Here is a 24606-nt window from a genome sequence, read left to right on the forward strand (position 1 = left end):
GCCGGGCTGCCACCCGGCCCACGCCGTTTTCCGATGTGATTCGCGGTGGCGCGGGCCGTACGATCGCGGCAACAGCCCCCCACCCGAGCAGGAGCGGTAGTTGAGAGTCGGGATCTCCGGAACGCACGGGACCGGGAAGACGACGTTGGCCGAGGCTTTGTGCGAGCGCCTGCCCGGCCACGTGACGGCGGACGAGCCGTACTACCTGCTGGAAGAACAAGGTCACGAATTCGGGTTCCCGCCTTCGTCCGACGACTACCGGGCCCTGCTGGCGTGCTCGGTGCGGGGCCTGGCCTCGCCGCCGCCGCGGATCGTCTTCGACCGGACGCCGCTCGACTACCTCGCCTACCTGGCCGCGATCGGGGCGGACCCCGAGGACGAAGCCGACGCCGCAGCACTGCGGCGGGCCTTCGCGAACCTCGACCTGCTGGTCGTCACGGTGACCACGCCCGAGACGGAGCGGGTCCTGCCGGCCGCCGAGCTGCCGGGGCTCCGCGCGGAGATGAACGACGCGCTGGTGGAACTGGTCCACACCGACCCGCTGGACGCCTGGGGCGACCTGCCGGTGCTGGAGCTGGACGGGCCGCTCGACGGACGGGTGCGGACCGTCATCGCGGCGCTGGACCGGATCCGGGGCGACCAGGCGGCCGGCCCGGCACCGTCGACGGTCCGGTAGACCCCGCGCAACCCGCGAGCCCGACCCACGGTGACATGGGAGTTCCCGCGTGGATCCAGAACCTCTGATCAGGGCGGTCGTGGTGGCGATGATGGTGCTGGAGGAGTGCGGGCCCGACGAAGTCGATCCCGACACCGCGGTCCGCTGCCTGGAGCACATGGGACACGAACTCCTCCAGTACACCGGTCGCGAGCGCGACGAGTTCGTCGGGCTGCTCGACCGCATGGCCGCCGCCGAGCCGGACTCGCGCATGGCCGGGTACCTGAGGGGCCTGCCGTTCGCGGTCGGGCTGACGGAGGTCGAGTAGCCCGGTCGGGCGCTCGGCGGCGCGGCCGGCTCCCACCCCCGGGGGACGGACCACCGCGCACCGCACTTGAATGTGCGGATGACCGCCTACGACGTCGCGGAGAACCTCCCGGCGATCCCCGAGTTGCGTGACCTGTGCCGGGCCTTGGCCGTGCTGGACGTCGTGTTGGACCCGGACGGCGACGACCGTTACCACCTCTTCGATCCCGCCTGGGCACCCGGCGAGGAAACGGCCTTCAAACGGGACGGCGCGGGCAACGAGTACTCCATCGTGTTCACCGCCTCCGGCGCGTACGTGCGGGGCTTCGACCACGAGTCGCCGATGAGTCCCTACGCGACCGACGACGGCGACCCGTGGCCCGGCGTGCTCGACTCCGTGCCCGAGGTGTTCCGGGCGCAGGTCGAGGAACCCGCGTTCGGCGACGAGCACGGCACACCGTGCGTGACGGTCTGCCTGTGGCGCGAACCGGGCGACGACGGCTGGCGGCACGGCGACATCGCCTTCCCCGGCGGCGACCAGGACGGTGCGGACTGGCTGTTCGGCCTGCTGACCGACGGCACCGCCGAGGCTTTCCAGGACTGGGCGCAGGACTACTACGAACGGCCGGTCGACCTCGGCGCGGTACGCCACGTCTACACCGGCCTCCCGCTGACCGCCGACGTCGTGGCCGCGCTCAACCCCGCCACCACCCTCGCCGCGATCGCCGACGACGTCGGCCTGATCGGCTACCCGATCGGCGGGACGCCCGCCTGAGGTCTCCGGGTCGACGGTCACCCGGGCGGGTTCGGCCGATGGCGGCCTGCGGATTCGGCGTACCGCAACAGGAATCCCGGGTCGATCGCGTCGGGGCGGTCGGTGCGCCCCTCGATCTCCGCCCCGTCCTCGGTGCCGGTGAGCGGGCAGTGCTCGCCGTGGACGAGCGGCGACCAGGTCCGGCCGTCCACCTCGACCTGATCCGGGTGCGGTCCGCAGCGCGCGCTGGATCGGCTTCTCCGGGTACTCCCTGTTCACCAAGCGGCAATTCGTCGTGGAACCGCTCACCCGGTACGGCGTCGTCCCGAGTTCGTGGTGGAACCGGCCGGCGGTCGCCAAGTCGGCCGGCGCCCTCGGCCTGGTCGTGGGCCTGTTCATCCCGGCGGACGGCATCGCGGCACTCGTGCTGCGACTGGCCGCCTGACCCTCGGCACCCGACGCGGGACCGAGGGGCGCGGACGTGCTTCCGCCCGCGCCGCCGTCCGTGGTGGTTACTCCGCCGACTCGGGGCCCTTGTCACCGGAGGTCGGTGCCGTCCCGGGCGGCTTCGGGTCGTGCCGCCGCCGACTGGCGAGCGTGACGACCGCAGCGGGTATGGCGAGCAGCGCGGCGACGATGTTCGTGATCTTGTCCGCGATCTCCAGCGCGTACTGCACGGGTTCCTCCGGTGAGTTCCCAGCCGGACGAACCTCTGATCGAGCATGAGGGCCCTCCGGCTGCATTCAGGCAGGCTGAACTGCAACCGGAGGTCTCCTCCAACAGGCCCGAAAGCCCGTCCGACGGCACCGGGCGCGTGTTACCGCACCGTGCTGACGACGCCGCCGCTTTAGGGAGTACTCCCCTCCACGTCTGGCACCAGGATAGGCGGCCTTCGCGCCACCGCGCCGGTGCGCAACCCGAATGGACCAGGCGAACAGGTCGACGACGTCGTGCGAGTACCCGGTGAGCACCGGCGATGCCGGCGCTCACGCCGTCACAACCGGATCTTGTAGATGTGATAGGTGGTGTCGGAGGCGAACTCGTCGGTGAACTTGCCGCCCGTGACCGGGATCGTGCGCCCCTCGTCCACGACCTCCACCGAGGTGCCGCCGACCTCCGGGGGGAGGTTCAGGGCGAACGACCCGGTCGCGGTCCCGCCCGGGATGCCCTTGCCCATCGCGAAGACGTAGGCGTTGCCGTTGTGGACCTTGAGCATGGTGTCCAGCGACGGGTTGAACTCCCACTGGTAGCTCTGGGTGTTGAGCACCGGGGCCAGCGCCTTGATCTGGCCGTTGACCTTGGTCGCGGCCTTCGTCATGTCGGCGTAGCAGTTGCCGCCCTGCTGGGCGGTGTACCGGAAGTTGTTGCTGCTCGGGCACCAGTCGCCGTAGGTGTGGTTGAAGTAGTTGATCCCCCGCGCGCCGTGGATGAGCATGCTCATCACGGCACCGCGGAGCTGATCGGGTTTGATCGCCGCGTTCTCCGCGTAGGGCCGGCCGTTCTCGACGAACCCGAACACGCTCTCCATCTTGCCCGAGGACGCCGCGATCTCGCGCTGCTTCGACACGCCGTAGCCGTAGTTGAAGGGGCGGTAGCACTCGGCTTCGGTCAGCAGGCTCTGGTTCAGGGCCGGGAGGTCCGGGTAGGACGGTCGGTCACAGCCCATGAACCGGCCGTACCAGTAGGTGTCGAGGGACGCCGCGCTGTTCACGTCGAGCCACTGCCCGGCCGTGCCGCCTTCGGGCGCGTAGTTCGGCCAGATCATGTTCGCGGTGAAGTTCGTGTACCGCATCCGCCCGTCGTTCGGCAGCCCGGAGGCGGTGGACCGCAGCAGGTTCAACGCGTCGCCCTGGCCGAACTGCTCGGGCTCGTCGGCCAACAGCCAGCCCACGGTCTCGGATCCGAGGTGGGGGTTGGTGGTCTGGTCGTGCAGCGCGAACATGCCCGCGTTGCGGATGAGGTCGAGTCGGGGGGTGTCGTAGAGTTCCAGGTAGGTGTTGATGCCGACCGCTTTGTCGAGGTCCACGTCCTGCTGGGTGCCGACGGTGGCGCCCCAGACCGCGACGGGGAAGAAGTTCGGGTCGGTCCACGCCCCGGCCTTGGCGAACTGCCCGTAGTACTTGGGGCCGCCCTCCCACGGGACCAGCGGGAGCGTCAGCTCCTCGCGAGGGGGTGCGGTCGTCGTCACGGGTGGTGTGGTGGTGGCCGGTGGTGTCGCCGAGGACGCGGAGGTCACGACCGCCGAGGACGACGACGGCGTCGCGACCGGGCAGGCACCCGTCGAGGTGCTCGTGCACGCCGGGACGCCGCTGCCGGCGGACTCCGTGGGCGAGTCCCACGGTGAGACGACGACCAGGCCGACGACCGCCAGGACGACGACCGCGATCAGTCCGATCACACGCTTTGACACGGGGTTCTCCGTAAGGCCGAGTCCGGGTGCGCCCCGTTCGCACCCGGATGAAGGTCATTGCTCGCAACCGACGACTGCCGGCACACCGCTCTGGGTCAGCGCAGGTGGAGCCTCCGGTCGGGCCCGACGTCGAGCAGCGGGCGACGCAGCAGGGCCACCGTGACCTCCCGAGTGGTGTTACCGGCGACAAGTTGACCCCAGATGTCGGCCGGCGGCAAGCCCTACCGACCAGTCACCAGCGAGCCGGCCACCGTGCGGCACGGCCGCGCCGCCGGGAGAGCAGCAGGTGGCCGGCCGGGAGGGGCGGGCCACCTGCTGTGGGGGTGAGGCTCTTCTAGAACACGAAGCAGTCGGCGAAGGCCGCTTCACGCGAGTCGCGCACGAGGGCCGCCACGCCACCGCCCGCGTTGCGCTCGACCTGGGCCGCCTCGGTCGAGTGCGGCGTGGTCGACTTGCAGGACACCGGCGAGCTGTGGCCGGACATCAGGTAGTCGCACCGGCCGTTGCGGTTGTCCGGCAGGCCGAGGATGTGCCCCAGCTCGTGCGTGGCGATCCGCGGCGGGTAGAAGCCGTCGTTCACGGCCTCGCGGCCCATGTACACCGTGCCCCGGCCGAAGCCCGACTGGTAGGTGCGCGGCCAGCCGTTGTCCGCGTACACCCGGACCGCCGCGTTGCCACCGGTGGCCGGCTTGAGCTGGACGTTGCGGACGGCCTTGTTCCAGGCCGCCGCGCCCTCGTCGACCGCGGCCTTGAACTCCTGGGCCTGGCTCGCGTCGTAGTAGACGATGCGCACGGCGGCGGGCGCCGCCACAGCGGTACCGCCGGCGAACCCCTGCACCAGGGCGAGCGACAGCAACAGCGTGATGCCCGCCGCCAGGGAACGGGCTGTGCGGCGAAGGGTCGTGGTCATGGGTCACCTTTCGTTCTGCTGCTTGATCCGGGCCGCGTGCTGCGCGATGCCCGGACACAGGGTCGTAGTGGCGCACTCCCCGGCCGTCGTCTCCGGGTGGGCGTGCCACGGGCACGTTGCCGACCCGGCGCGGACGGGTGCGTCGGCGTCAGGTCGTCGGCCTGCTTGGTGATCCGGCGGTCGATCCGGTCGACTGCACGGCCACGCGCAGGTGGCGCGGCCGGCATTACCTTGCGCATCAAGGTCTCCCGATCAGCGGCCTCCGGCCGCCTGCGGGCAACGAGCAGGCAGGGACGTGCTCGCGTCGTGGACCGGCGCCACCTCCTCGGGCAACTGGCCGGCGCGGCGGCCGGCGACCGCCGGGCCCGCGTTCTGGTGGTGTCCGGAATCCTTCTCGCTCCGACCCACCACGCGGAACCTACTTTCTTCCGGTCTTCCGGAATCGCCGCGCCCGCACCACGTTTGGCGTGGTTACCACTGCTCACCCGCCGATTTCAGTAGCCCGAACGGCCCGTGCGGAGAAGGAACTTTCAAGGCACATCAGGTAATTCGGGCAAACCTCGTGCGCCCATGCGTGGTGGATTCGACCGTGCGCGAGGTGGTGGTGTCGCCCACGTCGACGAGACGGCACACGGTCGGCATTTGAGACGATGGCGCGGTGCACGCGACCACGCGAACCTTGAGGTTGATCGGGTACTGGCTCGGCCCGGAGGAACCTGGCTGGCCGGACGTCCGGTCGTTCGTCGACCAATCCCCCGACCCGGCACTACGCGACCGGACGGTGGAATACCTTCGCAACGGGACGGTGATCGTTGCCGCCGCAGGCGTGTCGCGTTGTCGTATCTGCGGACAGGCGAACGGCAGCACGGAGTCGACCGACGGTGTTCACTTCGTCTGGCCGGCGGGGCTAGCGCACTACGTCGAGGCGCACGACGTCCGACTGCCGTCGGAAATCACCGCCGTCATGAACACCACCCCGCCACCGGTGGACGTCGCCGAGTTCGACCGCCGCTTGTTCGAGACGGATGATCTGGTCATCGACGACGAGTGGTGGCGCGACCGCACCGGGTACTGAAGTCCTGACACGCCGACGGCCTCCCGTGCCGGAGGTTCCTCCGGGCGGGGCGATCGCCCTGCCCGGAGGAACCGGGTTCGACTGCGGTCCGAGCGGTCGGGAACGGGTGATCAGACGCCCGCCACGGTCACCGTGACGGTGTCGCCGCCCGCCGCGACGACGATGGACGAGGTGCCCTTGGTCGCGGTGAACGCCGTGGGCGTGCCGACCACCATGTAGCCCTTGCCGGTCAGCGTCGAGTGGTAGGACTCGGCGACGTCCTGGTCGCCCTTGAACACCAGGACGCGCGCGCCGGCGGCACCGGAGACCTCGATCAGGCCGCCCTCCGGCAGGACCACGCCGGCGGGCAGGTCGTCGGGCAGCTTCACCGATCCGGTGGCCGTCCCCTTGTCCGCCTTCGTCGTGGCGGGGGCGTCCGCGGTGGTCGTGGACTCCTGGCGGGTGGTGGTCGTGGTGGTCCCACCGGCAGCCGTGGTGCTGCCGCCGGAGCAGGCGGTCACGCCGAGCAGCGCGGTGCCGACCAGGGCCGCGGCGACCGCCACGCGCCGCGTTCCGCTCGCGATCGAACGGAGACCGGCACCAGTCGGGTTCTGTTCACTCATGATCGACAAGCTAACCCGGCCGCGTTACCGATCGGGGTGGAATCGGTGAATCGCAGCGAACCGGCAGAAACCGCCCGTTCTCCGCTGCGGCGTCGATCACGTGCACGACTGCCCTCGGTTCCCCGCTGCGGAAGTCCTCGCTCCGCTCCGGCAGGTTGCGCGGTCGTCCCGGCTCGGGCCGGCGGGCCGGAGTCGGGCGGTCGCGCGGATGCGGTGCCGGGTGTGCGGGCATACCGTGGTGGCGCTCGACATCGGCGGAGGGCAGTGGACATGTCTCGACTCGCACTCGTCACGGGCGCGTCGTCCGGCATCGGCAAGGCGTTCGCCGAGCGCCTGGCCGCCGACGGCCACGACCTCGTCGTGGTCGGCCGCCGCAGGGACCGCCTCGACGAACTCGCGGCGGCGCTGCCCGAGGTCGACGTGCGGGTCGTCGCCGCCGACCTGGCCGACGACGCCGGTCTCGACGCGGTGGTCGAGGTCGCGCGGGCGCGGCCGGTCGACGTGCTGGTCAACAACGCGGGTGTCGCGCACTACATGCCGCTGGTCGAACTGCCGCCCGCGAAAGCCCGTGAACTCGTCGGCGTCAAGGTGCCGGCACCGACGCTGCTCACCCGCGCCGTGCTGCCCGGAATGCTGGAACGCGGCAGCGGGGCCATCGTCACCGTCGCCGGGATGATCGCCTTCTCCGGACCGGCGCCCTCGTCGGTGATGCCGCGTCGCGCCGTCTACGCCGGCACGCTCGCCCACCTCGTGGCCATGTCCCAGGCGCTCGCCGCCGAGCTGGAGGGGACCGGGGTGCGGGTGGAGGTCGTCTGCCCCGGCGTGGTCGCCACCGAGTTCCACACCGTGCAGGGGCTCGACCTGTCCGGCGTGCCGAGGATGAGCGCCGAGGACGTCGTCACCGCCGCGCTCGCCGGCCTCGAACTCGGCGAGGTGGTGTGCGCTCCCGGGGTCGAGGACGCGGGCCTGCTCAGGCGCGTCTTCGAGGCCGACCTCGCCGCCTTCGCGGGCCAAAGCCCCGAACTCGCCACCCGTTACCGCAGGTAGGGCACCGCGTCGACGGCTTCGCGTCCCACTTACGGGTGAACGGCCGCGGGTGGGCCGTGTGCGGGTCGGCCGATCGGGGCACCCGGTGGGTATGGACGAGGACGGGCTGCCACCGCGCGCCCCGCCGCGCAGCGCGTTGACGTTGCGGCTGTGGCTCGCGGGTCTCGGCATCGTGCTCAACGGCGGGGCGGCCGTGCTGCTGGCGCGCGCCGACTACCCGTTCCTCGCGGTGGTGCTCGCGCTGCTCGCCGCCGGGCTGGTGGTGGACCTGTGGTGGGTCGCCCACCGCAAACGGCGGGGTGATCCCGGGTGACCGGTCAGGCGCGCGCGGTGGCGCGCGGGGCCGCTGTCGAGGCTCGGACCACCACGTGCGGGAGCAGGTGGATGTGCAGCTCCGCGCGGTCGGTCCGGCCGCTGTGCAGCTTGCGGAGCAGGAATTCGACGGCCAGGCGGCCCACGTTCTCGCGCGGTGGTGCCACGGCGGTCAGCGGGATGTCGGCCAGGCCCGCGAACTCGTCGTCGTAGGCGATCACCGACAGGTCGTCCGGCACGACCAGGCCGCGCTGGCGGGCCCGTTGCAGGATCTGGATCGCGATGTTGTCGGGGTGCGCCAGGACGGCCGTGACGCCGGCCGCCGCGAACCCGTCGAGGAAGTCGTCCAGGTGCTGGGCGATCCCCTCGTGGGTGTGGTTCTCGTGGCGGGGCATGGTGGCCGACAGGCCCATCGCCTCCACGGCCGCGTCGTAGCCCCGGGTGATCCAGCCGCTGGTCGGCGACTGGCTGGTGACCAGCGCGATGTTGCGGTGGCCCAGCTCGGCCAGGTGCCGGATCGCCTGGATCGCGCCGTGCTGGTGGTCCGACGACACGTACTCGACCGGGTGCAGGTGGGCGGTCGGCTCGTAGGAGCGCTCCACGAACAGCACCGGGATCGGCAGTTCGGCGATCCACTCCAGCGCGGGCGCCAGGCGGGAGAACGGCTCGCTGGGGGTCAGCAGCAGGCCGTCGACCCGGGCCTCCAGCAGCCGCTGCACGTGCGAGCGGTCGTCGTCGAGGTTGTAGTCCGAGACGGCCAGCACCAGCTTGATGTCACGGGCCTGCGCCGCGCGGCGCGCGCCCTCGACTATCTCCCGGAAGTACTGGCTCGCGGCCGGGATCACCATGCCGATGGTGGGTCGGCGGCCGGCCACCCGGGGCACGGCCGGCGCGACCGCGGCGTCCCGGATGGAGCTGGGCAGCACCGCGCCGCCGTGCACCCGGCTGACGTCCCCGCGTTCCTCCAGTTCCGCGAGGTCGCGGCGGATGGTGATCGCGGAGACGCCGAGCCTGGTGGCGAGTTCGGCGGCGCGGACGCTCCCGTCCCGGCGCACGGCCATCAGGATGGCGTGGTGTCTGCGGCTCGCGTCCATGCGCGCCTCCCGGCTGATCGAACGATCAAACGATCGTCCCGGGATCATATCCACACCAACGCTCAGTCGGTGACTACTTCGAGGAACGGGCGGTCGGCGGAATTCTCACGGGCGGCGAGCGTCACCGCGAGCGGACTCCCGGTGAGCGCGAACGACAAGGTCCGGTCCGCGAACCGGCCGCGCACGTGCGCCGTGACGTCGAACGGGATCCAGTCCGCCCGGCCGACCGCGCCGCGCGCCACCTCCGGCCCCATCGCGGGCTGGGTGTTCCAGGTGACCGATTCCGTCCACGCCGCCGTGACTCCGCGCGCGGACAACGTGGTCTGGGTGCCGCCCGCGTCCGCGACGGCGCCGTGCACCCACAGCACCGCGCGCTTCGGCGCGGCCGTCAACGCCACGTCGAACGACAGGAACGCGTTGCGGTTGTACCCGGCCCCGGACACGGTCTTGACGACCAGGGACGTCTCCGTGCCGTAGCTGGTCGACGCGTAGCTGCCGTCGCGCACGTACGCGTCCGCGCCGGGAGCCACCTTCCGCACCTCGGCCCCGACCGCACCGCCGGTCCCGAGGGTCACGGTGTGGCTGCGCCCCTGCGAACCGCCGACCTCGACCAGCAGGCGGGTGGTGGGCGAGGTGCCGAGCACGGTGACCGCGGGGTCGCCGGTCGCCCTGGTGAAACCGTTGTCGGTCAACGTGACCAGCACGGTCGCCGAGGTGCGGGTGGGGTCGGCGACGGTGACCGACACCTGCCCGCCGGCGCGGCGCACCAGCACCGAGCACGGGGCGTCGGCCGTGATCGGCCCGCACGTCCCGGCCGCGAAGAAGTTCGCCGCGTGCGTTCCGGGCGCGGAGATCCCTTGCACCGCAGCGGTGTTGGCCAGCACCGTGACCGTGGGCGAGGCGCTGCGCGCGGCCGTGGCGGCGGCGTCCGCGCCGGGCAGGAGGATGTACTCGTACGAGCCCGCCGCGGGGTTCGTGCCGTGGTCGACGTAGAGGGTCAGGTATCGCCGGGTCACGGGGTCGGTGCTGCCGCCGGTGTCGACGTCACGCCAGCGGCCGGTGCGTTCCGCGCGCAACGCCGTGACCGGTGCCCCGTCGGGGAAGAGGTACCCGCCGAACCCGCCGATCGCCATCCACCGCGCGTTGCCGAACGTCCGGTTCCAGCCCTGGGTGGTCGGCTGCGTCACGCCGTCGACCACCAGCGGGTGGGTGCCGGACGCGCCGAGGTTCCGGTTGTCCACCACCGAATCGACGGCCGTGCCGTCCGCGCAGGCGATGCCCGCGCCCAGGCAGACCACCGAATCGTCCAGGCAGAACCACGACTTGCGACCGGTCAGCGTGCTCTGGAGGCCGCGCACGTCCTGGCCCAGCGCCGCGTAAACGCCGTCGCTCGCGCCGCCCGCCCACACCGACGTGGGCCGGGTCTGGTTCCACGCGCCGCCTGCCGCGTCCGCCAGAGCCTTGCGGGACACCGTGGTCCCGGGCAGCCGGTAGGGGTCGACGGTCGCCCAGAACGAGTCCGTGTACTGGCCGTTGCCGTAGGTGTCGCCCCACCAGTACGTCATGCCGCTGCCGGTGTGCCAGCCGCGCAGGTTCTCGCCGTTGCCGGTCTCGTAGAACGTGGTGCGCGCGGACGACATGCTCACCGAGAACGTCCACTCAGGACGGTTGTGCACGGCCCGGTCCATCGCCGCGAACAGCCGGTGCCCGACCGGTGCGGGCGAGGCCGCGACGGCGGAGTCCAGCAGCACCTTGGCCCGCGCCAGGTCCGGCACGCTCACCGCGCTGTCGGACAGGTAGGGCCGGAAGGTGCCGCGCGTGATCCAGCCCTTGACCAGACCGCGCCACCGCGCCGACTCGGCGGCCGTGCCCAGCCCGGACCCGGCCAGCAGCAGGACACCGCCGACGATCCCCCGGCCCCGGCCGAAGTCGCCCGCGCCGCCCCGGCTGATGCCGCGTCCGGACACGCCGTCCATCACCAGGCCGTTCATGATCCACGGCGCGAACGCGCGGTCCACCGAGTCGAGGAAGACCTGCCGGTCCGGGTCGGTGACCGCCCACTGCGTCCCGGCCAGCAGCCCGAGCACGCGGGTCAGCCCGATCAGCAGGACCGCGCCGTAGCCGCCCGCGTAGGGCACGCAGGTGTGCTGGATGAACGACCCGTCGGGGTAGAGCCCGTCGCCGGTCAGCACGTACGGGAACACCGGCGACAGCGCGTCGCGCGCGGTCGCCAGCTTGGCCGCTGTCCTGCCGAGGACGCCGCGCAGCGCAAGGACGTGGCACAGGTCGACCCGGTTGGCCCCGGTGCTGGTGCCGGTGTAGGACGAGACCAGCGAACTCGGCACGTGGTGGTCGACGGCCGCGAGGTGCTCGGCGAGGTTCGGGGTGTCGACCAGCACGCAGGTGTCCAGCAGCTTCTGCGGGGTGCCGATCTGCCAGTCCCACCAGTTGCCGTAGGCGGCCCGTCCGGCGGTGTAGGCGTTGTCGCGCAGCCACTTCAGCCCGCTCACCACGGACGCGGCCAGCGCCGCCGACCCGGTGTGGCCGGTGCCCGGCAGGGCGACGGCCAGCGCCATGGTGCGCAGCCGGTCGTGGGAGGCGGTGACGTTGGCCGACACCGAGCCGATCGGCAGGTCGGGCCACAGCGAGGTGGTGCCGGGGCTCATCGAGGAGCGCAGTTCCGCCGCCCGCGTCCCGGTCGCCCGCAACGCGGTGCGGAACGGCTCGGCGTCCGGGTCGTAGCCGGTGCCCACGAGCAGTTCACGCCACTTGGCGCGCAACGCGTCGTAGACGTCCGCCTCGGCGTGCGCGGTCGGGGCCGCCGGCCCCGTCCCCGCCGGCCCCGTCCCCGCCGGTCCTGTCCCCGCCAGTCCCGTGCCCGCCACCGTGCTCGCGATCAGGAAGTGCCGCCGGGAAAGACTCATGATCCACTCCTCTGCACGACGAGATCGTCGAAGACGACGTCGTGGGCGATGCCGTCCTCCCACACCACCCGTACGCCACCGCCCACTCGGACGGCGTTGGCGCGCAACGAATCCCCGGCCCGCAGCGCGACCCGGCACACGAACAGGCCGCCCTCGCCCTCCAGCGCCGGCACCGCGGCGGGCGCGCCGAAGGCCGTCCCGTCCGGCGCGGTCGACGCGGACGCGGTCGAATAACCCAGCAGCCCCACCAGATCGGCGGTCAGGCCGTCCGCGCGGGTCGTCACCGCGTTGCCGGAGACGATGACGTGCGGGCAGGTCAGCGCCCAACCGCTGTGCCGGACCCGGGCCCGCTCGGACACCCGGTGCACGCGGATCTCACTGGCACCTCGGACGATGCTCACCGCGTCGACCACGAGACCGGGCGCGGGGACGTGCCGGGAGGCGGCCCAGTCCGGCCCGGTGCCCAGCGGCGACAGGTGCGCGCGGCCCCGCCAGCCGTCGGCCCACACCTCGAAGGCGTTGTCCGCCGGACCGGCGGTCGGACCGGTGCGCGAGGAGTAGGCGATCCGGTCGTACAGCGGGTCGCCGGCGTGGCCGGCGCTGCCGTGGTTGACCAGCCTCGCGGTGCCGTCGTGCGCGGCCCGGTGCAGCAGGAAGCCGGGCGCGGCGACCGGGCGCACCGACTCGCCGGCGGCCGGTTCGGGCTCCGGCTCGGTCCACACCGGGTGGTCGGCGGGCAGCACGAGGCCGAGGAAGCCCTTGGCCGCCCAGTACGGCGAGGCGGAGCCCGAGTACGCCTGGAGCGTCGGTTCGTGCGGGCCGTGCCAACCGGCCGTCCACACGCCGTCCCGGATCGCGCCGCGCTCGACGAAGTGGCGCAGCGTCGCACTGGCGATGCGGCGGGTCTCCCCCGGCGTGCACGGCGTGGCGTCCAGCAGCGTGCCGAGCCACAGGGGCGCGACCGAGGCCACCCGGTAGGTCAACGACCGTCCGAAGTGGATCATCCCGCCGTCGTGGTCGAAGAACTCGCGGTGGTCGGCGAGGAAGGTCCGCAGCCGGGCCAGGTGCCCGGCGTCGGCCTTGCCGAACAGGTACCCGCGCAGGCCGAGGTAGAAGTGCATGGCCCAGCCGTTGTAGTAGTCGAACGACCGGTTCGGGCCGTCGGAGTACCAGCCGCCGCCGACGTGGAACGACTCCACCCGGGCCAGCCCGCGCTCCACCAGGTCGGCGCCGGCCCGCGAGCCCGCGCCGACCGACTCCAGGAAATCGGCCACCAGCACGGAGAACAGCCACCAGTTGTTGTCCACGGGCTGCGCCCGGACGGCTCCGGACAGCCACTCGACGGCGCGCTGCCGCACGTCGTCGGCCAGCCGGTCCCACAGCCACTCGCGGGTCAGCCGCAGCCCGACGACCAGCGACGCGGCTTCCACCAGCGGCTGGCCCCGGTCCACGATCGGCGGCCACGGCTCCGCCGCCAGACCGGCGGCCAGGCCCTCGGCGTAGCGGGGCAGCCAGTCGTGCGGGTCGTCGCCGGCGGAGCCCGCCAGCCGGAACGACGCCAGCAGGAAGCTCCGGGCGTAGCCCTCCAGGCCGTCGCTGACCTCGCCGGACCAGCTCGTGCGCCCCGGCGGTCGCAGCAGCGCGCCGTGCGGCGAGCGGTGCCGCAGGATCCCGTTCACCAGGTGGTCGGCCACGGCCTCCCAGTGCGCGCGACCCCAGCCGGTCACGGGGTCCGGGGTGGGCAGCGCCGGTGCCGGGTCCATCTGCCGGAAGGTAGGCACGGATCGGGCGCGGGACAAGTCCGTTCGACCGAGGTGTTCAGACCCGAACACGAACACCCCGGAGCGGGGCTCCTATGATCGCTCGCGCGGATGTGAAGTGCTGAAACAGGGTCGAGCGATCGCTTGTGAACGTTTGATCGCCCTTGTCTTGACTTGCCCTGTTCACGCCGCTGAGACTTCCGGCACTGCGAGACAACCCCCTGGAGTGTGAGATGCGGCACAAGATTCGAACCAGACTGGGCGCGGTAGGGGCCCTGGTCGCCCTGGGTCTGGTGACGGCCTGCGGGGGCGGCGCTTCGGGGGGAGCCGCCCAGGACGGTTCGGGCGGCGGTCCGACCGAGATCAGCTTCTGGTCGTGGACCAAGGGCACCGCCGAGGTGGTGGACGCGTTCAACGCCCTGCACACCGGCGTGACCGTGAAGTTCGAGCAGATCCCGTCCGGCGCGGCCGGCGGCTACACCAAGATGAGCAACGCGGTGAAGGCGGGCAACGCCCCCGACGTGATGAACATCGAGTACCCGGTGCTGCCGGACTTCGTCAGCCAGGGCAGCCTGGCCGACCTGACGCCGCTGGTCGGCGAACTCAAGAACAAGTTCCCGGAGCAGATCCGCGCGCTGACCGAACTGGGCGGCAAGACGTGGGCCGTACCGCTCGACGCCTCGCCGATGGTCCTCTACTACCGCAAGGACTTCTTCGACGCGCACGGCATCGCGGTGCCCAAGACCTGGGACGAGTACAAAGCGGCGGCGGCGAAGGTGAAGCAGGCCGAGCCGAACGCGCGGATCGGCACGTTCTTCCCCGACGACCCCGGCCACTTCGCGTCGCTGGCCTGGCAGGCGGGCGGGCGGTGGTTCGGCACCAGCGGCGACTCGTGGCAGGTCTCGATCGACGACCCGAAGACCAAGGAGGTCGCCGCCTACTGGAACGGCTTGATCTCCGACGACCTGGTGCGCGTGCAGACCGCGTTCTCCCAGGAGTGGAACGCCGGCGTCAAGGCCGGTGAGACCGTCTCCTACGTCGGCGCGTCGTGGGGTGCGGGCAGCGCGCTGCGGGCCAACCAGCCCGACCAGGCGGGCAAGTGGGCCGTCGCGACCCTGCCGAACTGGGGCACGCCCGCCAGCGGTATGTACGGCGGCAGCACGTTCGCGGTGAGCAAGGACAGCAAGAAGGCCGCCGCGGCGGTGAAGTTCATCGACTGGATGACCACGAACGAACAGGCCATCACCACCCGGATCGGCATCGCCAAGTCGACCATGTACCCGGCGGCGGCCGACATGGTCCCGGCGGCGGCCAAGAGCTTCGACACCGCGTTCTTCGGCGGGCAGGACGCCTTCGCCCTCTACAAGGAAGCCGCGGGCTCCATCAAGCAGGGTTGGACCTGGGGGCCGAGCATGTTCGCCACGAACTCCGCGCTCAAGGACAACTTCGGCACCGTGACCAGCGGCGGCACGCTGGCCGGCGCGCTGGAGAAGGCGCAGAAGTCCACTGTGGAGGAACTGCGCAAGCGCGGCCTGAACGTCGGCTCCTGATCCTGCTGACCGCTCCCCGGCCCACCCGGCCGGGGAGCGACTCCCGAAGCGAGAACCCATGGCAGTGAAGAAGTCCCAGCGCGGTCCCGCCGCGTTGCTGATGGCCCCGTTCTTCGTGCTGTTCGCGACCACCCTGGTGGTGCCGATCGGGTACGCGGCCTACCTGAGCCTGTTCACCGAGAAGGCGTCCGGGCTCGGGTTCGGCGGCACCGAGACGATCTTCGCGGGGGTGGGCAACTACCTGCACGCGCTGGGCGACCCGGCGTTCCGCGACGGGTTCCTGGTGATCGCGGGCTACCTGGCGGGCTACCTCCCGCTGATGGTCGGCGGCGCGCTGGCGCTGGCCCTGCTGCTGGACTCCACGTTGGCGCGGGCCAAGAAGTTCTTCCAGCTCACGCTGTACCTGCCGCACGCGGTGCCGGGCATCATCGCCGCGATCATCTGGCTCTACCTCTACACGCCGGGCCTGAGCCCGGTGGTGGCGGCGATGCGCGAGGGCGGGCTCGGCTGGAACTTCCTGTCCAGCGACCACGCGCTCAGCTCGGTCATCAACATCTCGCTGTGGGAGTGGGTCGGCTACAACGTGGTCATCTTCTACGCGGCGTTGCAGGCCATCCCGCGCGAGGTCGTCGAGGCGGCGTCCGTGGACGGCGCGGGCGAGCTGCGCACCGCGTTGAGCATCAAGCTGCCGATGATCCGGGGCGCGGTCGTGATGACCGTACTGTTCACCATCATCGGCGCTCTCCAACTGTTCACCGAGCCGATGATCCTCAACGGCGCGAACCCGGCGGTCAACACCACGTGGACACCCAACATGTACGCCTACGACGCCGCGTTCCGGCGCAGCGACTACGGGGTCGCGGCGGCCTCCTCGATCCTGCTGGCCGTCGCGGCGGCGCTGCTGTCGTGGGTCGTGACCCGGTGGGGCAACCGGAAGGGCGTCGCGTGAACCGGCCGGCGTGGGCGTCGAAGTTCGCGGTCAACGCGGCGCTGGTGCTCGCGACCGCGTACACGGTGCTGCCGCTGACGTGGCTGATCGTGGCGTCCACCAAGAGCCTGGGCGACCTGTCGGGCAACGCGTTCTCGGCCACCGGGTTCCACTTCTTCGAGAACGTGTCCGAACTGGCCACCGTGGACGGTGGCGTGTACCTGAAGTGGTACCTCAACAGCCTGCTCTACGCGGTGGGCGGGGCCGGGCTGGGCGCGTTCTGCTCGGTCGCGGCCGGGTACGCGTTCGACAAGTTCTCGTTCAGGGGCAAGGAGAAGCTGTTCGGCCTGGTGCTGCTGGGCGTGCTGGTGCCGACCACGGCGCTGGCGCTGCCGCTGTACCTGCTGGCCTCCGAGATCGGCGTGGTGAACACGTTCTGGGCGGTGTTCATCCCGGTGCTGGTCAACCCGTTCGGCGTGTACCTGGCGCGGATCTTCAGCTCCTCCTACGTGCCCGGCGAGGTGCTGGAGGCGGCGCGGGTGGACGGCGCGGGCGAGGTGTCGACGTTCTGGTCCATCTCGTTGCGGATGATGATGCCGGGCTTCGTGACGATCTTCCTGTTCCAGTTCACCGCGATCTGGAACAACTTCTTCCTGCCCCTGGTGATGCTGTCCGACCGGGACCTCTACCCGCTGAGCCTGGGGCTCTACTCGTGGCACACCGTGGTGACCGCGGAACCGCAGTACTACCCGCTGACCATCACCGGCGCGCTGCTCGCCGTGGTGCCCGTGATCGTCGCGTTCCTGTCCCTGCAACGCCACTGGAAAGCCGGGATGACCTCCGGCGCCGTGAAGTAGGAGTGCCCGTGACTCACGTTCGTCCCCGGACGCTGGTGGCCATGCACCGCCGGGTGTCGCAGTGGCTGCTGGACGAGGAGACCCGGCGGCGGCTGGTGGCCGTCGCCGACGTCGACCCGGACCTGGTGGTGGAGGACTTCGGCACCCCCGAGGCGCGGGCGGCGCTGGCCGACACCGAGATCATGTTCACCGGCTGGGGCTGCCCGCCGATCGACGAGCAGGTGCTGCGCGACGCGCCCCGGCTGCGCGCCGTGGTGCACGCGGCGGGCTCGGTGAAGCACCACGTCACCGAGGCGTGCTGGCGGCGCGGCGTCGAGGTGTCCTCGGCGGCCGCGGCCAACGCGCTGCCCGTCGCCGAGTACACCGTGGCCGCGGTGCTGATGAGCAACAAGCGGATCCCGGCCATCGCCGCCCGCTACCGGCAGGCCCGCGAACCGCAGGACTGGCAGGGCCAGTTCCCGTGGCTGGGCAACTACCGGCGGCGGATCGGGATCGTCGGGGCGTCCAAGATCGGCCGCCGGGTGGTGGAACTGCTGCTGCCGTTCGACTTCGACGTCCTGGTGGCCGACCCGTACCTGGGCGCGGCCGAGGCGGCGGCGCTCGGCGTGACCCTGGTGGGCCTGGACGAGCTGGTGCGCACCTCGCACGTGGTGAGCCTGCACGCGCCCGAGCTGCCCGAGACCCGCCACCTGATCGACGCCCGCCGGCTCGCGCTGATGCCGACCGGCGCGACGCTGGTCAACACCTCGCGCGGGTCCCTGGTGGACACCGACGCGCTGGTGGCCGAACTGCAACGGGAACGCCTGCACGCCGTGCTGGACGTGACCGACCCCGACGTGCTGCCCACCGACTCGCCCTTGTTCACGACGCCCAACCTGGTGCTCACCCCGCACGTCGCGGGATCGCTGGGCAACGAGCTGAGCCGGATGACCGCGCTGGCCCTGGACGAACTGGACCGGCTCGCCCACGGGTTGCCCCTGGCCCACCGGGTCCTCCCGGAGGTTCTCGACCGCTCCGCCTGACAGGCCAGGAGATCAGCGTCGAAACCCCGTCAGCGCAAGGTTTTGCGAGCCGGTCTCACCTCGGTGGTCGTGGTCGGGCCGACGATCGTCGTCGGCCCGACCGCGTCGGCCGCCACCGCCCACCAGGTCGGCTGCACCCTGGGCACCTGCGGTTCCGGGTGGAAAACCCTGCTGCTCAAGGACGTCAGCCGCTGGATCGCGCGGGACCTGCGGCCGACCGACCCCGGCACGACAGCCGAGCGCACCGGGATCCGGGTGCACACCACGACCGCCGCCGTCAAGGGCGGGATCGCCGTCACCGGCGACCCCGGCGCGGTCACCGCCGAGCCGTGGCCGAACTTCCCCGGCGGCAGCGCGACCGGATTCACGTTGTCGTCCGGTGATTTCCCGGACCACCAGACCGATCGCGGGCGGGACGAGACCGACGTGCGGCCCCGGCCATCACGAACCGACCACCGCGAACCCGCCCGGGCCAAGGGCTAGCGGATCACGAAACCACCGTTGACGCCGATGGTCTGGCCGGTGACGTAGGTGCCGTCCGGCCCGACCAGGAAGGCGACCGCCGACGAGATCTCGGCGGGCAGCCCGAACCGGCCCAGCGGGGTCTGCCGCTCCAGGTCCTTGCGCACCACGGGGGCCATCACGTCGCCCAGCGGCGTGTCGATGTATCCGGGGGCGATGCAGTTGACCCGGATACCGCGCGGGGCGACGTCGCGGGCCACCGCCTTGGTGAGCCCCTCGATACCGGCCTTCGCGGCCGAGTAGTGCGGGATGTGGGCGCAGCCGGTCATCCCGCAGATGGAGGACACGTTCACGATCACGCCGCCGCGCCCCATGTGCCGCAACGCGGCGCGCGTGCCGAAGAAGGTGCCGTCCAAGTGGACGCCGAGCATCCGGTGCCACGCCTCGTCGTCGATGTTCACGGTCGCGTCCAGCATCGTCGTGGGCTCGCCCGACTCGGCCTCCGCCAGCCGGGACGCGAGCCGGCCGAACGCCTCGTCGGCCTCCTGACCGCCGCGGATGCCGGCGTTGTTGACCAGGATGTCCAGCCGCCCGTAGGTGTCCACGACGGTCCGCACCGCCTCGTCCACCTGCGCCGACACCGCCACGTCGGCCACCACCGCCATGCCCCGCCGGAGCAGGCCCGCGGTGAGTTCCGCGCCGGTCGAGTCGACGTCCAGCGCGGCGACCAGCGCGCCCTCGGCGTCGAGCCTGCGGGCGACCGCTTCGCCGATACCCGAACCGGCGCCGGTCACCAGCGCCACCTTGCCCTCGATGCTGCCCATGGCCGAGGACGCTAGTCAGCGCCTGCCGAGTCGCTGTGGTCCCGGACACAGTCGGTGCGCTGGTGGTCAACGGGTGTTCGCCTTCGGGCAAGCGTTCACCAGGCCACCGCCGCACCCTGGTGGCCGTACAGGGCGGACGGAGGCGGCATGACCGAGGTAGACCGACGTGTGACGACAACCCGGGAGGGGAACTCGATCGTCGGGTTCGGCAGGCAGGTGCTGCGGGCGGAATCCAGCAGTGTGCTGATCGCGACGATCGTGCTCGTGCTGGTCATCGGCGCGTTGCGGCCGAACTTCCTCACCATCGGGCAGTTGCGAGACGTGCTCAACAACTCCGTGTACGTGGCGCTGCTCGCCGCGGGCATGGCGTTCCTTCTGGCGATGCGGGAGATCGACCTCTCCGTGGGGGCGATGTTCGGCCTCTCGCTGATCACCTCGGCGCTGCTGATGAGGGACGGGTTCGACCCGTGGCTGGCGTGCGCGGCGGGCATCGCGCTCGGCGCGGTGCTCGGCCTGGCGAACGCGTTGGTGGTGCAGCACATCGCGATCCCGGCGTTCGTCGCCACGTTGGCGACCATGCAGCTCTACCGAGGACTCGCGGTCGCCTTGGGCGACGGGCAGCAGGTGACGGGCCTGCCGCTGGAGCACTCGTTCTTCACCGTGCTCGGCGGCGACTGGCTGGGGCTCCCGGTCAGCGTGTGGATCCTGATCGCGGTCACGGCGGGGCTGACCGTGGTGCTGCGGTGGACGCCGTTCGGCTACCGGGTGCGGTCCATCGGGTCCAACCCGGACGCCGCCGCGTTCTCCGGCATCTCCATCCCGCGCACGCGGATGTACGTGCTGATCCTGGTCGGCGCGATCGGCGGCCTCGCCGGCGTGCTCGGCCTGGCCTTCTTCACCTCCGGTGACCCGAACATCGGCACCGGTTTCGAACTCCAGGCGATCGCGGCGGCGGTGATCGGCGGCACGCCGCTGCGCGGTGGCGTCGCCACTGTGGTGGGCGCGGTGTTCGGCGCGATCCTGCTGGGCGTAGTGTCCAGCGGATTGGTCTACTTCAGCATCCCGGCGAACTGGAGTTCGTTCGCCACCGGTTTGGTCGTCCTGCTGGCAGTCGGGGTGGACAGCGCGCTGCGCAGCCGGCAGCGAGCGCGCGAATCAATGCTCGGCCTGTGAAACCCCGCGTAGGAAAGAGGTCCTGATGCGTCCCCATCGGTACGTGGCGGCGTTCGCCGTCGCCGCTCTGCTGGCCGGCTGCGGCACGGCGGAGCCGTCCGCGAACGCGCCGCTCAAGATGGCGTTCGTCTACGCCACGTCGACGCAGAACCCGTTCCAGGAGATGGCGTTCGGCGCGAAGGCCGCCGCGGCCAACGCCGGGAACGTCGACCTGGCGCTGTCGGCGCCGTCCCAGGTGGACGGGCCGCAGGAGGTGCAGCTGTTCCAGTCGGCGATCCGCAACTCCAAGGACGGCGTGGCCCTGGAGACGCTGACGCCCGACCTGTTCGTGCGCCCGCTCAACCAGGCCACCGACCTGGGCGTGCCGATCGTCGCCGTGGACACCGCTCCCCCGGCGGGCACCAAGGTCGACCTGTACATCGGCAACAGCAACACCGAGCTGGGCAAGATGCTCGGCGAGGAGTTCGTCAAGCAGGTGCCGGAGAACGCCACCGGCGAGGTCGTGCTGGGCAACGCCATCCCCGGCCTGACCCTGCTCCAGCAGCGGCTGGACGGCATGAAGTCGGTGATCCAGGCCAAGCGCCCCGGCCTGTCCATCAGCGGCCCGTTCGACTCCGGTTCCGAGCCGACCTCGAACTTCAACAAGTGGAACGACATCGTCAAGGCGCACCCGGACGCGATCGGCTACCTCGGCGTCGGCGCGCAGGACGCGGTGTCGCTGGCGCTGATCCAGAAGAACACCGGCCGCAAGTTCCTGGCGGGCTCCTGCGACCCGGACATCGCCGCGCTCCAGGCGGTCAAGGACGGCTACGTGTTCGCGCTCGCCTCGCCCGAGCACTGGCTCAAGGGCTACGTCGCGATGAGCCTGCTCATCGAGCACAAGCGCAACGGCAAGGAACTGCCCAAGGGCTGGTGGAACACCGGTTCGCTGGTGGTCAACCCGGCCAACATCGACCAGATCATCGCGCGGCAGAAGGACGAGGACACCCGCAAGGCCGCGTTCAAGGCGGAGACGGACAAGCAGATCGCCGACCCGTCGAAGTACCTCAAGCCCATCGGAGATGCCAACTGATGCACGCCTTCACCGCGCGCGGGATCACCAAGACCTACGGCGGGGTCACCGCGCTGGCCGGAGCGGACCTCACGCTGCGCCCCGGCTCGGTGCACGCGCTGCTGGGCGAGAACGGCGCGGGCAAGTCCACGCTGATCAAGGTGATCACCGGGGCGGTGGCGCCGGACGCCGGCACGCTGCGGCTGGCGAACGCGGAGGTCGCGTTCGCCAGCACGGCCGAGGCGGCGGCCAACGGGGTCGCCGTGGTGTCGCAGGAACTCAACCTGTTCCCCGACCTGGACGTGCTGGCCAACCTCTACCCGATGCGCGAGCCGACCCGGGGCCCGCTGCTCAACCGGGCGGAGATGCTGGCCAAGGCGCTGCCGGTGCTGGAGCAGCTCGGGCTCGACGTCGACCCGAAGGCCAAGCTCGGCTCGCTGTCGCTGGCGCAGCGGCAGCTGGTGGAGATCGCCAAGGCGCTGATCGTGCGGCCCAGGGTGCTGATCCTGGACGAACCGACCTCCGCGCTGGACAAGGACAGCTCGTCGCGCCTGCTCGACATCCTGCGGGTGCTGCGCGACCGGCAGGTCGCGGTGGTGTTCGTGTCGCACATCCTCGAAGAGGTGATGAACCTCTGCGACGAGATCACCGTGCTGCGCGAAGGCCGCACGGTGCTCGACGCCCGGCCGCGCGCCGAGCTGGACATCGGCGACATCGTGCACGCCATGCTGGGCAAGGACCTCCCGGTGCCGGTCCGCACGACCGGCACGCCGGGCGCGGCCAAGCTGGAACTGCGCGGGGTGACCGTGAAGGACCGGCTGGCCGACGTCGACCTGGTGTGCGCGGGCGGCGAGATCGTCGGCCTGGCCGGGCTCGCCGGGTCCGGGCACACCACGGCGCTGGAGGTCGTCGCGGGCATCCGGCGGCCGGTGCGGGGCTCGGTCACGCTGCCCGGCGGGCGGACCCCGCGTGATTTCCGGTCCGCCATCGCGGCGGGCGTGGCGCTGGTGTCCGGCGACCGGCGGCGGGTCGGGCTGATGCTCGACAAGCCGGTGTGGGAGAACATCGCCCAGGTCCGACCGGTGGCGCTGGCCGCCGCCGGCGGGCTGCTGCGGACCGGTGCGCTGCGCGAGTCGGCGCGGGCGCTGGCCGAGCGGGTGCGCGTGCAGCCGCCGAACGTCGACGTGCGCGCCGGGCTGCTCTCCGGCGGCAACCAGCAGAAGGTCGTGCTGGCGAAGTGGCTGGCGGCGGACCCGTCGGTGCTGCTGCTGGACGACCCGACGCGGGGGGTGGACCTGGGCGCGCGCGCCGAGATCCACTCGCTGCTGAGGACCGTGGCCGACGCGGGCAAGGTCGTCGTGCTGTGCTCGACCGACCTGGACGAGCTGGTCGCGGCGTGCGACCGGGTCGTGGTCTTCCACAAGGGCAAGGTGTGCGTGGAGCTGACCGGCGACCGGATCGACCAGCACACCATCCTGCGCACGATGAACACCGGCGCGGCCTGACCGGACGGGCGGTCGCGCCGCGGGACTTCCACCCCCGCGGCGTGACCGTCGTCGGACCGGCCCCGGTCGATCGACTTGGGACTAGCCGGCGCGCGGACCCAGGATCGGGTCGGCGACGGCCAAGAGCACGCTCCACGCGTTGCGCCAGGCCGACTTCACCTCTTGCGGTGCCACTCCGTCGCGCAGCACCGCCTCGACGTGCGGGCGCAAGTCGCCCAGGGCGTAGAGCATGAACACCTCCGCGCAGAACTCGCTGAACTTCTCCGCCTGGTAGGACCGGCGCTGGCCGGGCCGCAGCCGGTTGCCCTTCGGGTCGCGCCACAGGTCGACGCCGAGCAGGTACCCGGTGTTCTCGCGCAGGGTCAGCCATGCGTGGAAGAACTTGCGGGCGTCGGCCGGCATCGCGTCCCAGTAGACCTGCAGCGCCTCGATCTCCCGGCGCTCCTCCGACAGGACCTTGTCCTCGTGCTCGCCGTGCCCGAGGTCGGGGAACTGCGCGGGCAGGGCGGCGACGGTCCAGGCGTCCAGCGCGACCGGCATCGGCCGGTGGCCCAGCAGGGTCGGTTCGAACGTGGCGTGCCCGGTCTCGTGGACCACCAGGCGGATGAACGCCCCCGGCGGGGTGGCGAGCAGCTTGGAGATGTAGATCCGGTTGTCCCTCGCCTCGTACAGCCCGCCGCCGCGCTGGTCGGCCAACGGCGAGTTGAACGTGATCGCGCACGTCGCCGTGAGGTGACCCCAGAACTGCGGGTAGCCCGCCAGGAAACTGGCGACGGCCGCCGCCTGCGGCAGCGGGAGGTCGAGGTCGTGGACGCCGACCGTGATCCGCAGGGCCGCGAGCTTCGGCCTGGCGTCGAGCAGTTCCAGGACGATCAGGGTCTGCGGCCGGTCGTCGCGCTCGACCGGCGTGCCGCCCGCCGCCGCCAGCAGGTGCTCCTTGATCAGGGTGACGGGCCCGGCCAGGCCGGCGGAGGTCAGGCCGAGCCCGCCGTGCGCGATGACGAGTTGGACGATGCCGCCGGTCGTGCTGTCGGTGATGACCCCGCCCAGGTCGTCGGGGTCGAACGCGGGGAACAGCACGCCGTCCGCCGCGTTGTGCGCGACCACCACGCCCGGGGCCCGGCCGGCGGGCGCGCTGCCCCGGTCGGCCGTCGCCCCGGTGGTGACCGAGGTGAGCAGCCGCTGCGCGCGCGTCCGCACGTCCGCGCGGGTCGGGCCGGCCCCGCCGGTCATCTCGGCGAGCAGGTTGTCCAGTTCCAGGTCGGCCGGATCACGGGCCGGTGGCGTGGGTTGCATCGGAGTCCCCCTCGTCGGACGGGTCGGCCGAACAAGTCGGCGGTCCGAGGAACCTAGCCGCCGGCGGCCGGCCGCTTTCCGCACGGAAC

At 71.7% G+C, this 24606-nt stretch carries 25 protein-coding genes; 15 read left to right on the forward strand and 10 right to left on the reverse strand.

Annotated features, from left to right (window positions below; all coding sequences use genetic code 11):
* The first annotated feature begins 100 nt into the window (after positions 1 to 100).
* The 3 genes from AC0HI0_RS19895 to AC0HI0_RS19905 all read left to right on the forward strand — a co-directional run bounded on the left by AC0HI0_RS19895 (position 101) and on the right by AC0HI0_RS19905 (position 1736).
* On the forward strand, positions 101 to 676 hold the full coding sequence (locus AC0HI0_RS19895) for an ATP/GTP-binding protein (protein ID WP_480933869.1): 576 nt from the start codon (positions 101 to 103) through the stop codon (positions 674 to 676).
* 49 nt (positions 677 to 725) lie between these two features.
* On the forward strand, positions 726 to 983 hold the full coding sequence (locus AC0HI0_RS19900) for a hypothetical protein (protein ID WP_480933870.1): 258 nt from the start codon (positions 726 to 728) through the stop codon (positions 981 to 983).
* Positions 984 to 1061: 78 nt separating this feature from the next.
* Entirely contained in the window at positions 1062 to 1736 is a 675-nt protein-coding gene (locus AC0HI0_RS19905; RefSeq protein ID WP_480933871.1) for a hypothetical protein, read from the forward strand.
* 17 nt (positions 1737 to 1753) lie between these two features.
* Here the strand turns inward: AC0HI0_RS19905 and AC0HI0_RS19910 are convergent, their stop codons facing one another.
* Positions 1754 to 1927, reverse strand: a complete 174-nt coding sequence (locus tag AC0HI0_RS19910) for a hypothetical protein (protein WP_480933872.1) — start codon at positions 1925 to 1927, stop codon at positions 1754 to 1756.
* 38 nt (positions 1928 to 1965) lie between these two features.
* Between AC0HI0_RS19910 and AC0HI0_RS19915 the strand changes: the two genes are divergently transcribed.
* Complete coding sequence (locus AC0HI0_RS19915; RefSeq protein ID WP_480934343.1) at positions 1966 to 2160, forward strand: DoxX family protein; 195 nt, start codon at positions 1966 to 1968, stop codon at positions 2158 to 2160.
* 67 nt (positions 2161 to 2227) lie between these two features.
* Here AC0HI0_RS19915 and AC0HI0_RS19920 read toward each other — a convergent pair whose 3' ends face one another.
* From AC0HI0_RS19920 to AC0HI0_RS19930, 3 genes are all read right to left on the reverse strand, one after another.
* Positions 2228 to 2392, reverse strand: a complete 165-nt coding sequence (locus tag AC0HI0_RS19920; protein WP_480933873.1) for a hypothetical protein — start codon at positions 2390 to 2392, stop codon at positions 2228 to 2230.
* Between the two features lie 317 nt (positions 2393 to 2709).
* Positions 2710 to 4125: a hypothetical protein gene (locus AC0HI0_RS19925; RefSeq protein ID WP_480933874.1), complete on the reverse strand. Its 1416-nt coding sequence runs from the start codon at positions 4123 to 4125 to the stop codon at positions 2710 to 2712.
* Positions 4126 to 4459: 334 nt separating this feature from the next.
* Complete coding sequence (locus AC0HI0_RS19930) at positions 4460 to 5035, reverse strand: snapalysin family zinc-dependent metalloprotease (protein WP_480933875.1); 576 nt, start codon at positions 5033 to 5035, stop codon at positions 4460 to 4462.
* A gap of 658 nt (positions 5036 to 5693) precedes the next feature.
* Between AC0HI0_RS19930 and AC0HI0_RS19935 the strand changes: the two genes are divergently transcribed.
* Positions 5694 to 6110 carry a hypothetical protein gene (locus AC0HI0_RS19935; protein ID WP_480933876.1) on the forward strand — a complete coding sequence of 139 codons (417 nt, stop codon included), beginning with the start codon at positions 5694 to 5696 and terminating at the stop codon, positions 6108 to 6110.
* A 110-nt stretch (positions 6111 to 6220) separates the two neighbouring features.
* Here the strand turns inward: AC0HI0_RS19935 and AC0HI0_RS19940 are convergent, their stop codons facing one another.
* Positions 6221 to 6712, reverse strand: a complete 492-nt coding sequence (locus AC0HI0_RS19940) for a hypothetical protein (protein ID WP_480933877.1) — start codon at positions 6710 to 6712, stop codon at positions 6221 to 6223.
* A gap of 270 nt (positions 6713 to 6982) precedes the next feature.
* Here AC0HI0_RS19940 and AC0HI0_RS19945 point away from each other — a divergent pair, with 270 nt between their 5' ends.
* Both AC0HI0_RS19945 and AC0HI0_RS19950 read left to right on the forward strand, forming a co-directional pair.
* A complete protein-coding gene (locus AC0HI0_RS19945; RefSeq protein ID WP_480933878.1) occupies positions 6983 to 7759 on the forward strand; it encodes an SDR family NAD(P)-dependent oxidoreductase in 777 nt (258 codons plus the stop codon).
* A gap of 91 nt (positions 7760 to 7850) precedes the next feature.
* Positions 7851 to 8072: a DUF6343 family protein gene (locus AC0HI0_RS19950; RefSeq protein ID WP_480933879.1), complete on the forward strand. Its 222-nt coding sequence runs from the start codon at positions 7851 to 7853 to the stop codon at positions 8070 to 8072.
* A gap of 4 nt (positions 8073 to 8076) precedes the next feature.
* On the opposite strand, the gene AC0HI0_RS19955 is transcribed toward AC0HI0_RS19950, so the two are convergent.
* The 3 genes from AC0HI0_RS19955 to AC0HI0_RS19965 all read right to left on the reverse strand — a co-directional run bounded on the left by AC0HI0_RS19955 (position 8077) and on the right by AC0HI0_RS19965 (position 13852).
* On the reverse strand, positions 8077 to 9165 hold the full coding sequence (locus tag AC0HI0_RS19955) for a LacI family DNA-binding transcriptional regulator (RefSeq protein ID WP_480933880.1): 1089 nt from the start codon (positions 9163 to 9165) through the stop codon (positions 8077 to 8079).
* Between the two features lie 62 nt (positions 9166 to 9227).
* Positions 9228 to 12089 carry a polysaccharide lyase family 8 super-sandwich domain-containing protein gene (locus tag AC0HI0_RS19960; RefSeq protein ID WP_480933881.1) on the reverse strand — a complete coding sequence of 954 codons (2862 nt, stop codon included), beginning with the start codon at positions 12087 to 12089 and terminating at the stop codon, positions 9228 to 9230.
* A complete protein-coding gene (locus AC0HI0_RS19965; RefSeq protein WP_480933882.1) occupies positions 12086 to 13852 on the reverse strand; it encodes a DUF2264 domain-containing protein in 1767 nt (588 codons plus the stop codon). Before AC0HI0_RS19965 ends, AC0HI0_RS19960 begins: the two co-directional genes overlap by 4 nt.
* Positions 13853 to 14082: 230 nt before the next feature.
* Here AC0HI0_RS19965 and AC0HI0_RS19970 point away from each other — a divergent pair, with 230 nt between their 5' ends.
* Genes AC0HI0_RS19970 through AC0HI0_RS19990 form a run of 5 tightly spaced genes read left to right on the forward strand, consistent with a single transcriptional unit; the run spans position 14083 to position 18689 of the window.
* Entirely contained in the window at positions 14083 to 15399 is a 1317-nt protein-coding gene (locus AC0HI0_RS19970) for an ABC transporter substrate-binding protein (RefSeq protein ID WP_480933883.1), read from the forward strand.
* Positions 15400 to 15457: 58 nt separating this feature from the next.
* The gene (locus AC0HI0_RS19975) at positions 15458 to 16348 is read left to right on the forward strand and encodes a carbohydrate ABC transporter permease (protein WP_480933884.1); all 891 of its coding nucleotides are present in this window, start codon (positions 15458 to 15460) and stop codon (positions 16346 to 16348) included.
* Positions 16345 to 17184: a carbohydrate ABC transporter permease gene (locus AC0HI0_RS19980; RefSeq protein ID WP_480933885.1), complete on the forward strand. Its 840-nt coding sequence runs from the start codon at positions 16345 to 16347 to the stop codon at positions 17182 to 17184. Before AC0HI0_RS19975 ends, AC0HI0_RS19980 begins: the two co-directional genes overlap by 4 nt.
* A gap of 8 nt (positions 17185 to 17192) precedes the next feature.
* Positions 17193 to 18206, forward strand: coding sequence for a hydroxyacid dehydrogenase (locus AC0HI0_RS19985; RefSeq protein WP_480933886.1), 1014 nt, complete (start codon positions 17193 to 17195; stop codon positions 18204 to 18206).
* Positions 18207 to 18248: 42 nt separating this feature from the next.
* Positions 18249 to 18689: a hypothetical protein gene (locus AC0HI0_RS19990; protein ID WP_480933887.1), complete on the forward strand. Its 441-nt coding sequence runs from the start codon at positions 18249 to 18251 to the stop codon at positions 18687 to 18689.
* Here AC0HI0_RS19990 and AC0HI0_RS19995 read toward each other — a convergent pair.
* Positions 18686 to 19492 (reverse strand): SDR family NAD(P)-dependent oxidoreductase, encoded by an 807-nt coding sequence (locus tag AC0HI0_RS19995; protein ID WP_480933888.1) that lies wholly within the window; start codon positions 19490 to 19492, stop codon positions 18686 to 18688. The genes AC0HI0_RS19990 and AC0HI0_RS19995 overlap by 4 nt on opposite strands.
* A 147-nt stretch (positions 19493 to 19639) precedes the next feature.
* Between AC0HI0_RS19995 and AC0HI0_RS20000 the strand changes: the two genes are divergently transcribed.
* From AC0HI0_RS20000 to AC0HI0_RS20010, 3 genes are read left to right on the forward strand one after another with little or no spacing between them, the layout of a single operon-like run.
* Positions 19640 to 20665 carry an ABC transporter permease gene (locus tag AC0HI0_RS20000; protein ID WP_480933889.1) on the forward strand — a complete coding sequence of 342 codons (1026 nt, stop codon included), beginning with the start codon at positions 19640 to 19642 and terminating at the stop codon, positions 20663 to 20665.
* Positions 20666 to 20690: 25 nt separating this feature from the next.
* Positions 20691 to 21737 carry a sugar ABC transporter substrate-binding protein gene (locus tag AC0HI0_RS20005; RefSeq protein WP_480933890.1) on the forward strand — a complete coding sequence of 349 codons (1047 nt, stop codon included), beginning with the start codon at positions 20691 to 20693 and terminating at the stop codon, positions 21735 to 21737.
* Positions 21737 to 23221, forward strand: coding sequence for a sugar ABC transporter ATP-binding protein (locus AC0HI0_RS20010; RefSeq protein ID WP_480933891.1), 1485 nt, complete (start codon positions 21737 to 21739; stop codon positions 23219 to 23221). Before AC0HI0_RS20005 ends, AC0HI0_RS20010 begins: the two co-directional genes overlap by 1 nt.
* 81 nt (positions 23222 to 23302) lie before the next feature.
* Here AC0HI0_RS20010 and AC0HI0_RS20015 read toward each other — a convergent pair whose 3' ends face one another.
* The gene (locus AC0HI0_RS20015; protein ID WP_480933892.1) at positions 23303 to 24517 is read right to left on the reverse strand and encodes a hypothetical protein; all 1215 of its coding nucleotides are present in this window, start codon (positions 24515 to 24517) and stop codon (positions 23303 to 23305) included.
* Positions 24518 to 24606: the final 89 nt, after the last annotated feature.

The organism is Saccharothrix sp. NBAS 001 (assembly GCF_056640475.1).